The sequence below is a fragment of the Citrobacter sp. C1 genome (assembly GCF_014596895.2).
In the GTDB taxonomy this organism is placed as follows: Bacteria; Pseudomonadota; Gammaproteobacteria; order Enterobacterales; family Enterobacteriaceae; genus Citrobacter; species Citrobacter gillenii.
In genome coordinates this window covers 4,984,684-5,000,203 of the sequence record NZ_CP115035.1, presented here as the reverse complement: position 1 = coordinate 5,000,203, position 15,520 = coordinate 4,984,684, and the positions used below count along the sequence as shown (strand labels likewise).

General features: G+C 52.8%; 11 protein-coding genes, 1 tRNA gene and 1 rRNA gene. 9 read left to right on the top strand and 4 right to left on the bottom strand.

The genetic code is table 11. From position 1 onward, the window contains the following. Nucleotides 1-3 precede the first annotated feature (3 nt). Nucleotides 4-1,455, bottom strand: a complete 1,452-nt coding sequence (viaA, locus tag IB214_RS23890; RefSeq protein ID WP_117342610.1) for an ATPase RavA stimulator ViaA — start codon at nt 1,453-1,455, stop codon at nt 4-6. Then, on the bottom strand, nt 1,449-2,945 hold the full coding sequence (gene ravA, locus IB214_RS23885) for an ATPase RavA (RefSeq protein ID WP_096758971.1): 1,497 nt from the start codon (nt 2,943-2,945) through the stop codon (nt 1,449-1,451). The genes viaA and ravA overlap by 7 nt, the downstream gene beginning before the upstream one ends. A 328-nt stretch (nt 2,946-3,273) precedes the next feature. Here ravA and kup point away from each other — a divergent pair, with 328 nt between their 5' ends. The 7 genes from kup to rbsR all read left to right on the top strand — a co-directional run bounded on the left by kup (nt 3,274) and on the right by rbsR (nt 11,215). Next, on the top strand, nt 3,274-5,142 hold the full coding sequence (gene kup, locus IB214_RS23880; protein WP_115259869.1) for a low affinity potassium transporter Kup: 1,869 nt from the start codon (nt 3,274-3,276) through the stop codon (nt 5,140-5,142). Between the two features lie 191 nt (nt 5,143-5,333). Further along, on the top strand, nt 5,334-5,753 hold the full coding sequence (rbsD, locus tag IB214_RS23875; protein WP_061075803.1) for a D-ribose pyranase: 420 nt from the start codon (nt 5,334-5,336) through the stop codon (nt 5,751-5,753). 7 nt (nt 5,754-5,760) lie between these two features. After that, a complete protein-coding gene (rbsA, locus tag IB214_RS23870) occupies nt 5,761-7,266 on the top strand; it encodes a ribose ABC transporter ATP-binding protein RbsA (protein WP_117342619.1) in 1,506 nt (501 codons plus the stop codon). A gap of 5 nt (nt 7,267-7,271) precedes the next feature. After that, the gene (gene rbsC, locus IB214_RS23865) at nt 7,272-8,237 is read left to right on the top strand and encodes a ribose ABC transporter permease (RefSeq protein WP_096758968.1); all 966 of its coding nucleotides are present in this window, start codon (nt 7,272-7,274) and stop codon (nt 8,235-8,237) included. A 24-nt stretch (nt 8,238-8,261) separates the two neighbouring features. Next, nucleotides 8,262-9,152 carry a ribose ABC transporter substrate-binding protein RbsB gene (gene rbsB / locus IB214_RS23860; protein WP_117342611.1) on the top strand — a complete coding sequence of 297 codons (891 nt, stop codon included), beginning with the start codon at nt 8,262-8,264 and terminating at the stop codon, nt 9,150-9,152. A 137-nt stretch (nt 9,153-9,289) separates the two neighbouring features. Continuing rightward, a complete protein-coding gene (gene rbsK, locus IB214_RS23855; RefSeq protein ID WP_115259866.1) occupies nt 9,290-10,219 on the top strand; it encodes a ribokinase in 930 nt (309 codons plus the stop codon). 3 nt (nt 10,220-10,222) lie between these two features. After that, the gene (gene rbsR, locus IB214_RS23850; protein ID WP_096758965.1) at nt 10,223-11,215 is read left to right on the top strand and encodes a ribose operon transcriptional repressor RbsR; all 993 of its coding nucleotides are present in this window, start codon (nt 10,223-10,225) and stop codon (nt 11,213-11,215) included. Here the strand turns inward: rbsR and mdtD are convergent. Both mdtD and IB214_RS23840 read right to left on the bottom strand, forming a co-directional pair. Beyond that, nucleotides 11,181-12,608, bottom strand: a complete 1,428-nt coding sequence (mdtD, locus tag IB214_RS23845; protein WP_096758964.1) for a multidrug transporter subunit MdtD — start codon at nt 12,606-12,608, stop codon at nt 11,181-11,183. The genes rbsR and mdtD overlap by 35 nt on opposite strands. A gap of 1 nt (nt 12,609) precedes the next feature. Beyond that, the gene (locus IB214_RS23840) at nt 12,610-13,314 is read right to left on the bottom strand and encodes a FadR/GntR family transcriptional regulator (RefSeq protein WP_096758963.1); all 705 of its coding nucleotides are present in this window, start codon (nt 13,312-13,314) and stop codon (nt 12,610-12,612) included. 481 nt (nt 13,315-13,795) lie between these two features. Between IB214_RS23840 and IB214_RS23835 the strand changes: the two genes are divergently transcribed. Both IB214_RS23835 and IB214_RS23830 read left to right on the top strand, forming a co-directional pair. Continuing rightward, nucleotides 13,796-15,337 (top strand): 16S ribosomal RNA (locus tag IB214_RS23835). 88 nt (nt 15,338-15,425) lie between these two features. Then, nucleotides 15,426-15,500: transfer RNA gene (locus IB214_RS23830), tRNA-Glu, on the top strand. Nucleotides 15,501-15,520: the final 20 nt, after the last annotated feature.

The window sequence follows — 15,520 nt, the reverse complement described above, 5'->3', positions numbered from 1 at the left end:
GTATTAACGCTGCCAGCGTCTGAGCAGGCGGCTTCGCATCCCGGTATCAAAGCGCCAGATATGATCGAAAATGCGCATGATGCCGGGTTTGCCATGGGCTGACATCGCAACCGCATGAAAACGGTGTTGATGCACCCGCTGTAACTCCCCAACTTTACTCACTACTTCATCAGGCAATCGCTGAGCGATAAAATCCGAAATCACGACCGCGTCAGCATCAAACCACTCCCGTCCCTGCATCCTTTCAATAATGGCGCGAAAACAGCTGGCAATATCCGTACCGCCGCGAAAACGCTGGCTTAAGAAACGGATCGCCTGCTCAATGCCCTGTGGACCAGACAGTTCGTAGCGCACAACTTCAGTCGAAAATAACATGATGTAGCAGCGGCGGTTATCGGCAAGGGCCACGCGCATTAGCGCCAGACAAAAGGCTTTCGCGCACTGCTCATTAAATCCTCCCATTGAACCCGACGTATCCACGCAGACAATAAATGGTCCGCGAGGCTGCTCGTCAAAATCCTGATGCACGACCGGGCGCTCGGTGACTTTTTCACGCCAGGCTTCGCCATGCAGGCGGTATGTCAGCAGCTGTTTTTCCACTAGCCGCCGATAGAACTCATATTCCAGTTCGGTGATGCCAAGGGTCGCCAGCTCCGGAGGGAGTAAACGCAGAATATCGTCGCTTTGTTGGATGCCATCAACCTGCTCCGGGACGGTGGCGGGTTCGCGTACCAGCGTGCGAAAGGTTTCCATTGGCGCATCTTTCCGCGGAACCGATTTGGCTTCCCGGGAGCGTCCCAACTGTTCGGCTAAGCGTTGGAGTTCGGGCTGCTGCGTTAGGAAATCACCGTACTTCACGATCAACTGGTAATCGCCGCGCTTGATTTGACCTGCGCTCATGTCCCATAAACGGCCTGCGGCGGTGTCGTTTTCCGCCAGCACCGGATCCAGCTGTCCGCTCAGCGTCATACGTTCCTGAACTTCACTGAGCAACTGTTCGCGTTCTTCTTCCAGCAACTGGTGATTCAGCGTGGTGGTTTGAATCACCAGGCTTAAACGCCAGCGTTGTAAAAACAGCGTGTGCAGCGCGGGAGTGAATGTACTGTTGCCATCAACCAATTGTTGGGCTTGCCCGGCATAGGGGGAATGTAACCGGTGCAGTAGCGTTAATATTTGCGGTAACTGGACGATAAACTGCGGGGTGGAAAGGAGCTGACTTTGCTGGTAGCACATCACTTCTTCCGTCAGTTCCGGCGGTACGCGGGTATCTTTCAGACGGTTGCGTAATGCCTCGCGCCAGCGGGGAAGATCGTTGGCTATCGCCTTTTTTAGCCGGGGGAATTTTTCAAAAAAAACCGCCAGCTGTGGGGAGGCCAGCAGCGCGAGGATCATCTCTTCGATCATCCCCTCTTCGCTTACCGCCAGCATGATATTCAGCGTATCAAGCGTCAGCATTGCTGTGCCTGGCGGATCTGCTCGCCAACGTCCTGCAGGCTGGCTTCAATCCGGCCTAACCAGTCGCTATGGATAAACAGACATTTTTGCTGTTCGCTAAACCCGCGGTGCTGCTGGTGCCACTCGGTATCAAGCGCCTCAAGCTGCTCTTTTATCTCGCTGGGCATATTCTCTTTCGATGAACCCGGAAGGGCCAGGCGGGAGCCTTGTAAGCTGACGTCGCGCACGACCAGGTGCTGGTCGCTGTCGACTTCCATATTCAGCGTCTGGGCAAAGCCTATGCCGTTTAGCTTGCCGCGGATCTCACTGCCTTTGGTCAGCCACTGCTCCAGCGCGCTACGCTCAAACGCAATATGGATAACGTCCATATCATGCAGTTTTAAAGGCTTTTGTAGCAGCAACGTCACTACCGCCGTATTAACGTCTGCAGGTAAATCATAATGTGGACGACGGCTGAACATCCCACCCTGGCGAATAACGGTAAAGGCGGTTTTATCGCTCTGTTGCTGCTGTAACTGGAGGCGGCGCTGCACAATCGCGCCGAGGCGCGTTAGCATTGATTGCTGCTGCCAGGCGTGTCCGGTCATCAATATTTCAATCTGCTGCTGCATCAGATTCAGGCTTTGTGCGTCGTACCACAGGCAATCTTTCAACAGGATAAGATCGATAGGCGCAACCGCATCACGTCCGCTAAAGAAGGCGCTGGCCTGCAACAGGCGGATCGCTTTTTTCCAGCGACGGTCAGAGACGTAAGGAGCGTTCGGTAGTGCATCCAACTGCTGGCGCAGCGTATAGACCAACTCAAAGACGCGATCGGGAAGCGTGATGGTGCCGATATCTTTTTGCCACTGGTAATACTCTTCATCGGTCACCTGTAACGTTGCCGGAACAGGGTTGTCGCTTTCATCCTGCTGGCTTAACAACATGGAGCGGAAGTTGGCCTTGTCCTGCACCTTGTCCAGCCACAGGCGAATTAGCATACGGTCGTACAGTGCTTCCAGGCTGCTGTCTGCTTCAGGCAGTTCGTTGGAGGCCGCCACCAGCAGACGCATCGGGATTTTTTCCTCAAACGCGCCGTTGCGGAAGTGGCGTTCGTTAATGGCTGTCAGCAGGGTGTTGAGGATGGCCGGGCCCGCCTTCCAGATTTCATCCAGAAAAACGATTTCAGCTTCGGGAAGATAACCCGCCGTTAAGCGCTCATAGCGCCCTTCATCTTTCAGGGCCTGAATAGATAGCGGGCCGAAGACTTCTTCTGGCGTGGAGAAGCGCGTCATCAAATATTCGAAAGCGCGCGCATTTTTAAACGCAAACTTCAGCCGACGTGCAATTAAGCTTTTTGCGATCCCTGGCGGGCCGAGTAAGAACACACTCTCACCGCTAAGCGCCGCCAGCAGGCACAGACGAATGGCGTGGCTACGTTCATAGAGTCCCTTTTCCAGCGCATTGCTCAGACGGGAAATTCTTTCCGCTAATAAATGTGGGTGAGCCATAATGAAGTGGCGTCCTTTCGCCAAATGTACTGCGTAAACTGCGAGTATAGATGCTTCACACCAGTGCAGTAATAGACTGAAGGTGCGCTTATTTTTCTTTGAGCCAGATTAATCTGGTCTCATTTAGGGGTACGATTTTGCGATTAATCGTGCATACTGTGCGCCTTTTTGTGGGCCAAGGGACTACGCACACATTTCTTATATATACACCAAATCAATCAAGCTGCACGAAGACGGTAAATGAGTTATCTCCTGGGATGGGCGGAATAACGAGTGAAGCCAATGGAAGCGGCCTGAAGAATGACGTGTATAAACGAAAGACGAGTCTATGAGCACTGATAATAAGCAATCATTGTCTGCGATTACCCTTGCAGCGATTGGGGTTGTCTACGGTGATATTGGTACCAGCCCACTTTATACACTCCGTGAATGTTTGTCTGGGCAGTTCGGTTTTGGCGTTGAACGTGATGCCGTGTTTGGTTTTCTCTCGCTGATTTTCTGGCTGCTGATCTTTGTTGTCTCCATCAAGTACCTGACGTTTGTCATGCGTGCGGATAACGCCGGAGAAGGCGGGATCTTGACGCTAATGTCACTGGCCGGGCGTAATACGTCGGCGCGAACGACCTCAATGCTGGTCATTATGGGGTTGATAGGCGGCAGCTTCTTCTATGGTGAGGTGGTGATTACGCCGGCCATTTCGGTGATGTCGGCGATCGAAGGTCTGGAGATCGTGGCACCGCAACTGGATACCTGGATTGTTCCGCTCTCTATTATTGTCCTGACACTGCTGTTTATGATTCAAAAGCACGGTACTGGTACCGTGGGTAAGCTTTTTGCACCTATTATGCTGGTTTGGTTCCTGGTGCTGGCGGTGTTGGGCGTACGTAGCATTATTGCTAACCCGGAAGTGCTGCAGGCGTTAAACCCAATGTGGGCGGTGCATTTCTTCCTCGAATATAAAACGCTGTCGTTTATTGCGCTGGGCGCGGTGGTGCTGTCGATCACCGGCGTTGAAGCGCTGTACGCGGATATGGGCCACTTTGGTAAGTTCCCCATTCGCCTGGCGTGGTTCTCTGTAGTGTTACCTTCGCTGGTGCTGAACTATTTTGGCCAGGGTGCATTGCTGTTAAAACATCCGGAAGCGATCAAAAACCCGTTCTTCCTGCTGGCACCGGACTGGGCGTTGATTCCCCTGCTGATCCTTGCCGCGCTGGCCACGGTTATTGCCTCGCAGGCGGTGATCTCTGGCGTATTCTCATTGACGCGGCAGGCGGTACGTCTGGGATATCTGTCGCCGATGCGTATCATCCATACTTCAGAGATGGAGTCAGGGCAAATCTATATTCCGTTCGTCAACTGGATGCTGTACATCGCCGTGGTGATTGTGATCGTCAGCTTTGAGCACTCCAGTAACCTGGCCGCCGCGTACGGTATTGCGGTAACGGGGACGATGGTGCTGACGTCTATTCTGTCGACAACCGTGGCGCGCAAAAACTGGCACTGGAATAAATACTTTGTGTTCCTGATTCTGGTGGCCTTCCTGTGCATTGATATCCCGCTGTTCTCCGCGAACCTTGATAAGCTGATTTCTGGTGGTTGGCTGCCGCTGACGCTGGGTCTGGTGATGTTCACCATCATGACCACCTGGAAAAGCGAGCGCTTCCGTCTGCTGCGTCGTATGCATGAACACGGTAATTCTCTGGAGGCGATGATTGCTTCTCTGGAGAAATCGCCGCCGGTACGGGTGCCAGGCACAGCGGTGTATATGTCCCGTGCCATGAATGTCATCCCGTTTGCGCTTATGCATAACCTCAAACATAACAAGGTGCTGCATGAACGCGTGATCCTGCTGACGCTGCGTACAGAAGATGCACCGTATGTTCATAATGTGCGTAGGGTGCAAATTGAGCAGCTGTCGCCGACCTTCTGGCGCGTGGTGGCCAGCTACGGCTGGCGCGAAACACCAAACGTAGAGGAAGTGTTCCATCGCTGCGGGCTGGAAGGCCTAAGCTGTCGGATGATGGAAACCTCGTTCTTCATGTCGCACGAGTCGTTGATTGTCGGCAAACGTCCGTGGTATTTACGCCTGCGCGGCAAATTGTATCTGCTGTTGCAGCGCAATGCGCTACGTGCACCGGACCAGTTTGAGATCCCACCTAACCGGGTGATTGAGCTCGGGACGCAGGTCGAGATTTAACGTTACCGACGCCCTCTTTCTTCATGAAAGGGGGCGTTTTGTTTTCCCCCTCACATTTTCCTTTCTTCTGATGATACGGCTTGCGAAACGTTTCGATGACGATCACATTTTCGTAACGTCATGGTGGTTTTATGTGCATTCTTCAGACTAAACTTATCACCAGCGAAACGTTTCGCTAGTGGGGAAAGAAAATGAAGAAAGGCACGGTACTCAACTCTGAAATTTCATCGGTGATCTCCCGTCTGGGGCATACCGATACGCTGGTGGTGTGTGATGCGGGTTTACCCATCCCAAATAGTACTACGCGTATCGATATGGCATTAACCCAGGGCGTACCTTCTTTTATGCAGGTACTGGACGTGGTCACGCGTGAAATGCAGGTCGAGTCGGCCATTCTCGCGACGGAAATCAAACAACATAATCCGCAACTCCACGAAACGTTGCTCAGCCACATTGAGCAACTGCAACAACACCAGGGAAATACCATAGAAATTCGTTACACCACGCATGAACAATTCAAAAAACAAACCGCAGACAGTCAGGCGGTAATTCGCAGCGGAGAATGTTCTCCGTATGCGAATATCATTCTTTGTGCTGGCGTCACGTTCTGAGGCCATCATGAACGCACTACTGCAACTCAAAGGGATCGATAAAGCGTTCCCGGGCGTTAAAGCGCTATCCGGCGCCGCGTTGAATGTTTACTCCGGCCGCGTTATGGCGCTGGTGGGCGAAAACGGCGCGGGCAAATCCACCATGATGAAAGTCCTGACCGGTATCTACACTCGTGATGCCGGTTCGTTATTGTGGCTGGGGAAAGAAACCACCTTTAACGGTCCTAAATCCTCTCAGGAAGCAGGGATCGGCATCATTCACCAGGAACTGAACCTGATCCCGCAACTCACCATCGCCGAGAACATTTTCCTCGGCCGTGAGTTTGTGAATCGCTTTGGCAAAATCGACTGGAAGAAGATGTATGCCGAAGCAGACCAGTTGCTGGCTAAACTTAATCTGCGTTTTAAAAGCGACAAGCTGGTCGGTGAGCTATCGATTGGCGATCAGCAGATGGTTGAAATCGCCAAAGTGCTGAGCTTTGAATCCCGGGTCATCATTATGGATGAACCGACGGATGCGTTGACGGATACCGAAACCGAATCCCTGTTCCGCGTGATCCGTGAACTGAAATCTCAGGGACGCGGCATTGTCTATATTTCTCACCGCATGAAAGAGATTTTCGAAATTTGTGATGATGTGACGGTGTTCCGCGATGGGCAGTTTATTGCCGAACGTGAAGTGGCCTCACTGACCGAAGATTCACTCATTGAAATGATGGTGGGACGTAAGCTGGAAGATCAGTACCCGCGGCTGGATAAAGCGCCTGGCGATGTGCGCCTGAAGGTCGATAACTTGTGCGGCCCTGGAGTGCATGATGTGTCATTCACGCTGCGTAAAGGTGAGATCCTTGGCGTGTCGGGTCTGATGGGTGCCGGACGTACTGAATTGATGAAAGTGCTATACGGCGCGCTGCCGCGCACCAGTGGTTACGTCACGCTTGACGGGCATGAAGTGGTTACGCGTTCTGAACAGGATGGGCTGGCCAACGGCATCGTCTATATTTCTGAAGACCGCAAACGCGACGGCTTAGTGCTGGGCATGTCGGTGAAAGAGAACATGTCGTTGACCGCACTGCGTTACTTCAGCCGTACGGGCGGCAGTCTGAAACACAAAGATGAGCAGCAGGCGGTGGGCGATTTTATCCGTCTGTTCAATGTGAAAACGCCCTCGATGGAACAGGCAATCGGCCTGCTCTCCGGTGGCAATCAGCAAAAAGTGGCGATTGCGCGTGGTTTGATGACCCGGCCCAAAGTGCTGATCCTCGATGAACCCACGCGCGGCGTGGACGTTGGGGCTAAAAAAGAGATTTACCAGCTAATCAACCAGTTTAAGGCTGATGGGCTGAGCATCATTCTGGTCTCTTCGGAGATGCCAGAAGTATTGGGCATGAGCGATCGCATTATCGTCATGCATGAAGGGCATCTCGGCGGTGAATTCACTCGCGAGCAGGCCACTCAGGAAGTATTAATGGCTGCCGCTGTGGGCAAGCTTAATCGCGTGAATCAGGAGTAAAAAAGATGACTACCCAGGCTGTTTCTGGTCGCCGTTATTTCACTAAAGCATGGCTTCTGGAGCAAAAGTCGCTCATCGCTCTGTTAGTGCTGATCGCGATTGTTTCCACCATGAGCCCCAACTTTTTTACCGTTAATAACCTGTTCAACATTCTCCAGCAAACGTCGGTTAACGCCATCATGGCCGTTGGTATGACGCTGGTTATTCTGACGTCGGGTATCGATCTGTCTGTGGGTTCGCTACTGGCGCTTACCGGTGCCGTTGCTGCTTCGATTGTGGGTCTTGAAGTCAACGCGTTGGTGGCCGTTGCCGCTGCGCTGGCGTTAGGTGCGGCAGTTGGTGCCGTGACTGGCGTTATTGTGGCAAAAGGCCGCGTGCAGGCGTTTATCGCCACGCTGGTGATGATGCTCCTGCTGCGCGGCGTCACCATGGTGTACACCAACGGCAGTCCGGTAAACACCGGCTTTACCGATAATGCCGATCTGTTTGGCTGGTTTGGTATTGGTCGTCCGTTAGGCGTCCCTACGCCAGTATGGATCATGGGGATTGTCTTCCTGGCCGCGTGGTACATGCTGCACCATACCCGTCTGGGTCGATATATTTATGCGCTGGGCGGTAACGAAGCGGCAACGCGTCTGTCCGGTATCAGCGTCAATAAGATCAAAATTATCGTTTATTCACTCTGTGGGCTGCTGGCATCGCTGGCAGGCATCATCGAAGTGGCGCGCCTCTCCTCAGCGCAACCGACGGCGGGTACCGGCTATGAGCTGGATGCTATCGCGGCGGTGGTATTAGGCGGCACCAGCCTTGCGGGCGGTAAAGGACGTATTGTTGGTACGCTGATCGGCGCACTGATTCTCGGTTTCCTCAATAATGGTTTGAATTTGTTAGGTGTTTCCTCCTATTACCAGATGATCGTTAAAGCAGTGGTCATTTTGCTGGCGGTACTGGTAGACAACAAAAAGCAGTAACAACGACTACAGGACATCTTAAATATGAACATGAAAAAACTGGCTACCCTGGTTTCTGCTGTTGCGCTGAGTGCCACCGTGAGCGCGAATGCGATGGCAAAAGATACCATTGCGCTGGTGGTCTCTACCCTTAACAACCCGTTCTTTGTCTCTCTGAAGGATGGGGCGCAAAAAGAAGCCGATAAGCTAGGTTATAACCTGGTGATTCTGGACTCGCAGAACAACCCGGCGAAAGAGTTGGCGAACGTTCAGGACTTAACCGTGCGTGGAACCAAAATTCTGCTGATTAACCCAACCGACTCCGATGCCGTGGGTAATGCCGTGAAGATGGCTAACCAGGCGAAAATTCCGGTGATCACCCTGGACCGTCAGGCAACCAAAGGGGACGTTGTCAGCCATATTGCGTCTGATAACGTGCTGGGCGGTAAAATTGCCGGTGACTACATCGCGAAGAAAGAAGGCGAAGGTGCGAAAGTTATCGAACTGCAGGGTATTGCCGGAACATCGGCGGCGCGTGAGCGTGGCGAAGGTTTCCAGCAGGCCGTTGCGGCACACAAATTTAACGTGCTGGCTAGCCAGCCGGCAGATTTCGACCGTACCAAAGGTCTGAACGTTATGCAGAACCTGCTGACCGCGCATCCTGATGTGCAGGCCGTATTTGCTCAGAACGATGAAATGGCACTGGGCGCGCTGCGTGCTCTGCAAACGGCGGGTAAATCTGATGTGATGGTGGTTGGATTTGACGGCACGCCTGATGGCGAAAAAGCGGTAAATGATGGCAAACTGGCTGCGACCATCGCTCAGTTACCGGATCAGATTGGCGCGAAAGGCGTTGATATTGCGGATAAGGTACTGAAGGGCGAGAAGGTTCAGGCTAAATATCCGGTTGACCTGAAGCTGGTCATCAAGCAGTAATAGCGATTCAGGCCGCTCGCGACCTGATGGCGACATAAATACGCCATCCTCAGAGCGTTGAAGATGAAAGCGTAAAAAGAAAAGCAGGGCACGCGCCACCCTAACCCGGTGGCGCACTTTGACTTGGAATTCCGAACATGAAAACCGCAGGCAACCTCGTTGTACTTGGCAGCATTAATGCCGATCACATCCTTAACCTTAACTCTTTTCCGACACCTGGCGAAACCGTAACCGGTAGCCACTATCAGGTCGCATTTGGCGGAAAAGGCGCGAACCAGGCGGTTGCTGCGGGTCGTAGTGGTGCGAATATCGCCTTCATTGCCTGTACAGGAGATGACGATATTGGTGAGCGTGTACGTAAACAATTAGCCAGCGATAACATCGATATTGCGCCTGTTAGCGTGATTTCTGGCGAAGCGACCGGCGTGGCGCTGATTTTTGTTAACGCGGAAGGCGAGAACGTTATCGCTATTCATGCCGGGGCGAATGCCGCACTTTCTCCTGCGTTAGTGGAAGCTCAACATGACCGTATTGCGCAGGCCTCGGCCTTACTGATGCAGTTAGAGTCGCCCATTGAAAGCGTACTGGCTGCGGCAAAAATTGCGCGTCGACATAATACGACGGTCGCGCTTAATCCGGCTCCGGCTCGTGAACTCCCTGACGAACTGCTGTCGCTGGTGGATATCATTACCCCGAATGAAACGGAAGCTGAAAAGCTGACCGGGATCCGGGTAGAAAACGATGAAGATGCCGCTAAAGCAGCGCTGGCGCTGCACGCAAAGGGAATTCACACCGTACTGATTACCTTAGGAAGTCGTGGTGTGTGGGCTAGCGTAAACGGTGAAGGTCATCGTGTTCCTGGTTTTAAAGTGGACGCCGTTGATACCATCGCTGCCGGTGATACCTTTAACGGTGCGTTAATTACCGCGTTACTGGAAGAGACACCGTTGCCTGAGGCGATTCGCTTTGCGCATGCGGCCGCGGCGATTGCGGTAACGCGTAAAGGTGCACAACCTTCCGTTCCGTGGCGCGAAGAAATTGAGGCGTTTTTAGGTCAGCAGAGGTAACGCTTGGCTACAATGAAGGACGTTGCCCGCCTGGCGGGTGTTTCCACGTCGACGGTTTCTCACGTCATTAATAAAGATCGCTTTGTCAGCGAGGCTATCACCGGCAAAGTTGACGCTGCGATTAAAGAGCTTAACTACGCGCCTTCCGCGCTGGCGCGTAGCCTCAAGTTGAATCAGACTCGCACCATTGGCATGTTAATCACAGCCAGTACCAACCCCTTCTATTCAGAACTGGTACGCGGCGTTGAGCGCAGCTGTTTTGAGCGCGGCTACAGTCTGGTTTTGTGCAACACCGAAGGCGATGAACAGCGCATGAATCGTAATCTGGAGACGCTGATGCAAAAGCGGGTGGACGGCTTACTGCTGCTCTGCACCGAAACCCATCAGCCTTCCATGGAGATCATGCAGCGCTACCCTTCTATTCCCACCGTGATGATGGACTGGTCACCCTTTGAAGGGGAAAGTGACCTGATTCAGGACAATTCCCTACTGGGTGGCGATCTGGCAACTCAGCATCTCATTGATAAGGGTTTTACGCGTATAGCTTGTATTACCGGTCCACTGGATAAAACGCCGGCACGTTTGCGGCTGGAGGGATACCGGGAAGCGATGAAGCGTGCAGGGCTGGATATTCCTCAGGGCTATGAGATCACCGGTGATTTTGAGTTCGGCGGTGGGTTTGAAGCCATGCAAACGCTGTTGTCACATAACCAGCGACCACAGGCCGTTTTTGCGGGCAATGATGCAATGGCTGTGGGGGCGTATCAGGCTCTGTATCAGTCAGGATTGCGCATTCCGCAGGATATGGCGGTCGTGGGCTATGATGATATCGAACTGGCGCGCTACATGACGCCACCGCTCACCACTATCCACCAACCGAAAGATGAACTGGGTGAGCTGGCCATCGACGTATTAATCCACCGCATGGCGCAGCCCGCTTTACAGCAACAGCGCCTGCAGCTTACTCCTGTTCTGATGGTGCGGGGGTCGGTTTAGACTTATGCCGATCATTGATCAGGTTGCGGCCATCTTTGGCTTTTAGCAGCATGAACATCAGCGCTGATATCACCGTAATCGCGCCCATCGTAATAAAGGTATAGTGGAACTGTTCTACCGTATTGGTTCCTTCCATGCCTTCATAGACACGCAGTACGGCGGCGCTAATCGCTACCCCTAAGCTGATCGACAGCTGCTGCGTGACGGCTAACACGCTGTTGCCACTACTGGCATTATCATCGGTTAGATCCGCAAGGGTAATGGTATTCATTGAAGTAAACTGGGTGGACATTCCCATACCTAAAATGAACAGCGGCAGGATCAGCATCCAGACTGGCATCGCGGGAGATTGCAAAGAGAACTGCGCAATCATCAGGCCGATAAATACCGTGACGCCGACCAGCGTGGTGCGGTAGCCAAGACGACGCAGAACCTGCGTCACCATCGATTTCGCCAGAATAGATCCCAGCGCCGTCGGCGCCATCATGCAACCGGCTATTAGCGCCGGGTAGCCAAAGCCTACCTGCAACATCAGCGGCATTAAGAAAGGGACACACCCCGTTCCCAGACGTGTGGCAAGGTTTCCCGCGATACCGACCGAGAAGGTGCGGGTCTTAAAGATTGGTAGAGAAATTAACGGTGTGGGATGGCGGCGCGCGTGGCGGATGTAAGCGAGCAGTAGCAAAATACTACCAAGAATAATGCTGAGGGCGACCCAACTGGCGACAAGCTTTTCACCGAACAACTCCACGCCGCTGGAGAACAGTACCAGACTCAGACCAAAGAGAAAGAAGCCAGTCATATCAAAACGGCGGCGCGGCGTCGTGAAGTTAGGCATATATTTGCGGGCGTAGAAGATGCCGGCGATGCCAATCGGAATATTAATCAAGAAGATCCAATGCCAGCTGGCCCACGTGACCAGTACTCCGCCCAGGACCGGACCTAAAATGGGTCCCACCAGTCCCGGCATAGTCACGAAGTTAAGGACCGGGAGCAGCTCACTGCGCGGGTAGGCGCGTAATAGCGCCAGGCGGGCAACCGGCATCATCATTGCGCCACCAATGCCTTGTATCACGCGGAAAATAACCAGTTGGGTTAAAGAGCCGGAGAGTGCACAGGCAAGTGAACCCAGGGTAAACAGACTCACGGCAATCATAAAGATACGTCGGGTGCCGAAGCGGTCAGCCAGCCAGCCACTTACCGGGATCAACATCGCTACCGTCAGGGTGTAGCTGATAATGGCAGACTGCATGGCGAGTGGGGAGCGGTTGAGGCTGTGCGCGATGGCGGGTAACGCAGTATTAAGGATGGTGGCGTCTAATGCCTGCATAAAAAAGGCCATGGCTGCGATCCATGGCAGTCCGGCCATACTGCGCGATTTCTTTTCAGGCATGTTATTTATCCGGGAGATCGTTAGGAGCTATCAGCAATGCCTGACAGGCGGTGAAGGCGCGATCGCCATCGCTCTCCTCTATGGCATCGACAATAGCCTGATGCAAATCCAGCTTTACCACGTCGTTATAGGTAATAGAGGTAAAATAGGTCTGGTAGACGGAATGGAATAACGAGGCAAAGGAGATCAGAAATGGATTCGCACTCATTTCATAGATGTGCTCATGCCAGGCGATATCAACCTCAATCCAGCGCTCGCGCTTAAAGTTCCTTTTCAGCTCGACCATCTCTTCCATTAACGTAGTCAGATGTGCTTTTTGTTCTGCTGTGCCGATAGTCGCCGCCAGCAAACAGGCTTGAGGCTCCAGGCTAATGCGCATCACCAGAAAATGTTTGATGACCTGAGGGAAATTATCTTCCGTCATCCACCAGGTGAGCAGTTCCTGATCGAGAAAGTTCCAGTTTGCTTGTGGCATAACGCGAGTACCAATACGCGGGCGCGGTAATACCATACCTTTTGCCGTTAATGTCTTTACCGCTTCCCTTACCGCTGTACGGCTCACACCGAACTGGCTGCCCAGTTCTATTTCACCTGGTAGGATGGCGCCTGGCGCGTACTCACCTTTTAATATTCGCTGAGCCAGCTTTTCGGCCAGAACATAGGAAAGGTTTTTCTGTGCGGCTAGCTGTTGGGCATTTAAAGGCATGAATGTTCTTCCTTACTCTTTCTCTTATTCATTAGTATGCCATCAGGAAGTGTGATTGCGGTTGCAAAAACGGCAGATTGCTTATTTTATGGCATGTTAAAGACAGTTTTGGTGAAATAACGCGCACTCAGAAAGTTATTTTAAATTTCCTCTTGTCAGCCTGAAATAACTCCCTATAATGCGCCTCCACTGACACGGAACAACGGATTACAAGCCGCCGGGTCAGCGGGGTTCCACTGAGAACCCTGCGGAGAAAAGCAGAAATTAAATGCTTGACTCTGAATGAGGAAAACGTATTATACGGGACCTCGCAACGGTGAGCGAAAGCCGCGTTGCACTGCTCTTTAACAATTTATCAGACAATCTGTGTGGGCACTCGAAGATACGGATTCTTAAACGTCGCAAGACGAAAAATGAATACCAAGTCTCTGAGTGAACATACGTAATTCATTACGAAGTTTAATTCACGAGCATCAAACTTAAATTGAAGAGTTTGATCATGGCTCAGATTGAACGCTGGCGGCAGGCCTAACACATGCAAGTCGAACGGTAGCACAGAGGAGCTTGCTCCTTGGGTGACGAGTGGCGGACGGGTGAGTAATGTCTGGGAAACTGCCCGATGGAGGGGGATAACTACTGGAAACGGTAGCTAATACCGCATAATGTCGCAAGACCAAAGAGGGGGACCTTCGGGCCTCTTGCCATCGGATGTGCCCAGATGGGATTAGCTAGTAGGTGGGGTAACGGCTCACCTAGGCGACGATCCCTAGCTGGTCTGAGAGGATGACCAGCCACACTGGAACTGAGACACGGTCCAGACTCCTACGGGAGGCAGCAGTGGGGAATATTGCACAATGGGCGCAAGCCTGATGCAGCCATGCCGCGTGTATGAAGAAGGCCTTCGGGTTGTAAAGTACTTTCAGCGAGGAGGAAGGGGATGTGGTTAATAACCGCATTCATTGACGTTACTCGCAGAAGAAGCACCGGCTAACTCCGTGCCAGCAGCCGCGGTAATACGGAGGGTGCAAGCGTTAATCGGAATTACTGGGCGTAAAGCGCACGCAGGCGGTCTGTCAAGTCGGATGTGAAATCCCCGGGCTCAACCTGGGAACTGCATCCGAAACTGGCAGGCTAGAGTCTTGTAGAGGGGGGTAGAATTCCAGGTGTAGCGGTGAAATGCGTAGAGATCTGGAGGAATACCGGTGGCGAAGGCGGCCCCCTGGACAAAGACTGACGCTCAGGTGCGAAAGCGTGGGGAGCAAACAGGATTAGATACCCTGGTAGTCCACGCCGTAAACGATGTCGACTTGGAGGTTGTTCCCTTGAGGAGTGGCTTCCGGAGCTAACGCGTTAAGTCGACCGCCTGGGGAGTACGGCCGCAAGGTTAAAACTCAAATGAATTGACGGGGGCCCGCACAAGCGGTGGAGCATGTGGTTTAATTCGATGCAACGCGAAGAACCTTACCTACTCTTGACATCCAGAGAACTTAGCAGAGATGCTTTGGTGCCTTCGGGAACTCTGAGACAGGTGCTGCATGGCTGTCGTCAGCTCGTGTTGTGAAATGTTGGGTTAAGTCCCGCAACGAGCGCAACCCTTATCCTTTGTTGCCAGCGGTTCGGCCGGGAACTCAAAGGAGACTGCCAGTGATAAACTGGAGGAAGGTGGGGATGACGTCAAGTCATCATGGCCCTTACGAGTAGGGCTACACACGTGCTACAATGGCATATACAAAGAGAAGCGACCTCGCGAGAGCAAGCGGACCTCATAAAGTATGTCGTAGTCCGGATTGGAGTCTGCAACTCGACTCCATGAAGTCGGAATCGCTAGTAATCGTAGATCAGAATGCTACGGTGAATACGTTCCCGGGCCTTGTACACACCGCCCGTCACACCATGGGAGTGGGTTGCAAAAGAAGTAGGTAGCTTAACCTTCGGGAGGGCGCTTACCACTTTGTGATTCATGACTGGGGTGAAGTCGTAACAAGGTAACCGTAGGGGAACCTGCGGTTGGATCACCTCCTTACCTTAAAGAAACGTTCTTTGTAGTGTCCACACAGATTGTCTGATGAAAAGTAAAGAAGCAAGACGGCTGCGAAGTCGTGACACTCCGTGTCCCCTTCGTCTAGCGGTTAGGACTCCGCCCTTTCACGGCGGCAACAGGGGTTCGAATCCCCTAGGGGACGCCACTTGCTGGTCGTGAGTGAAA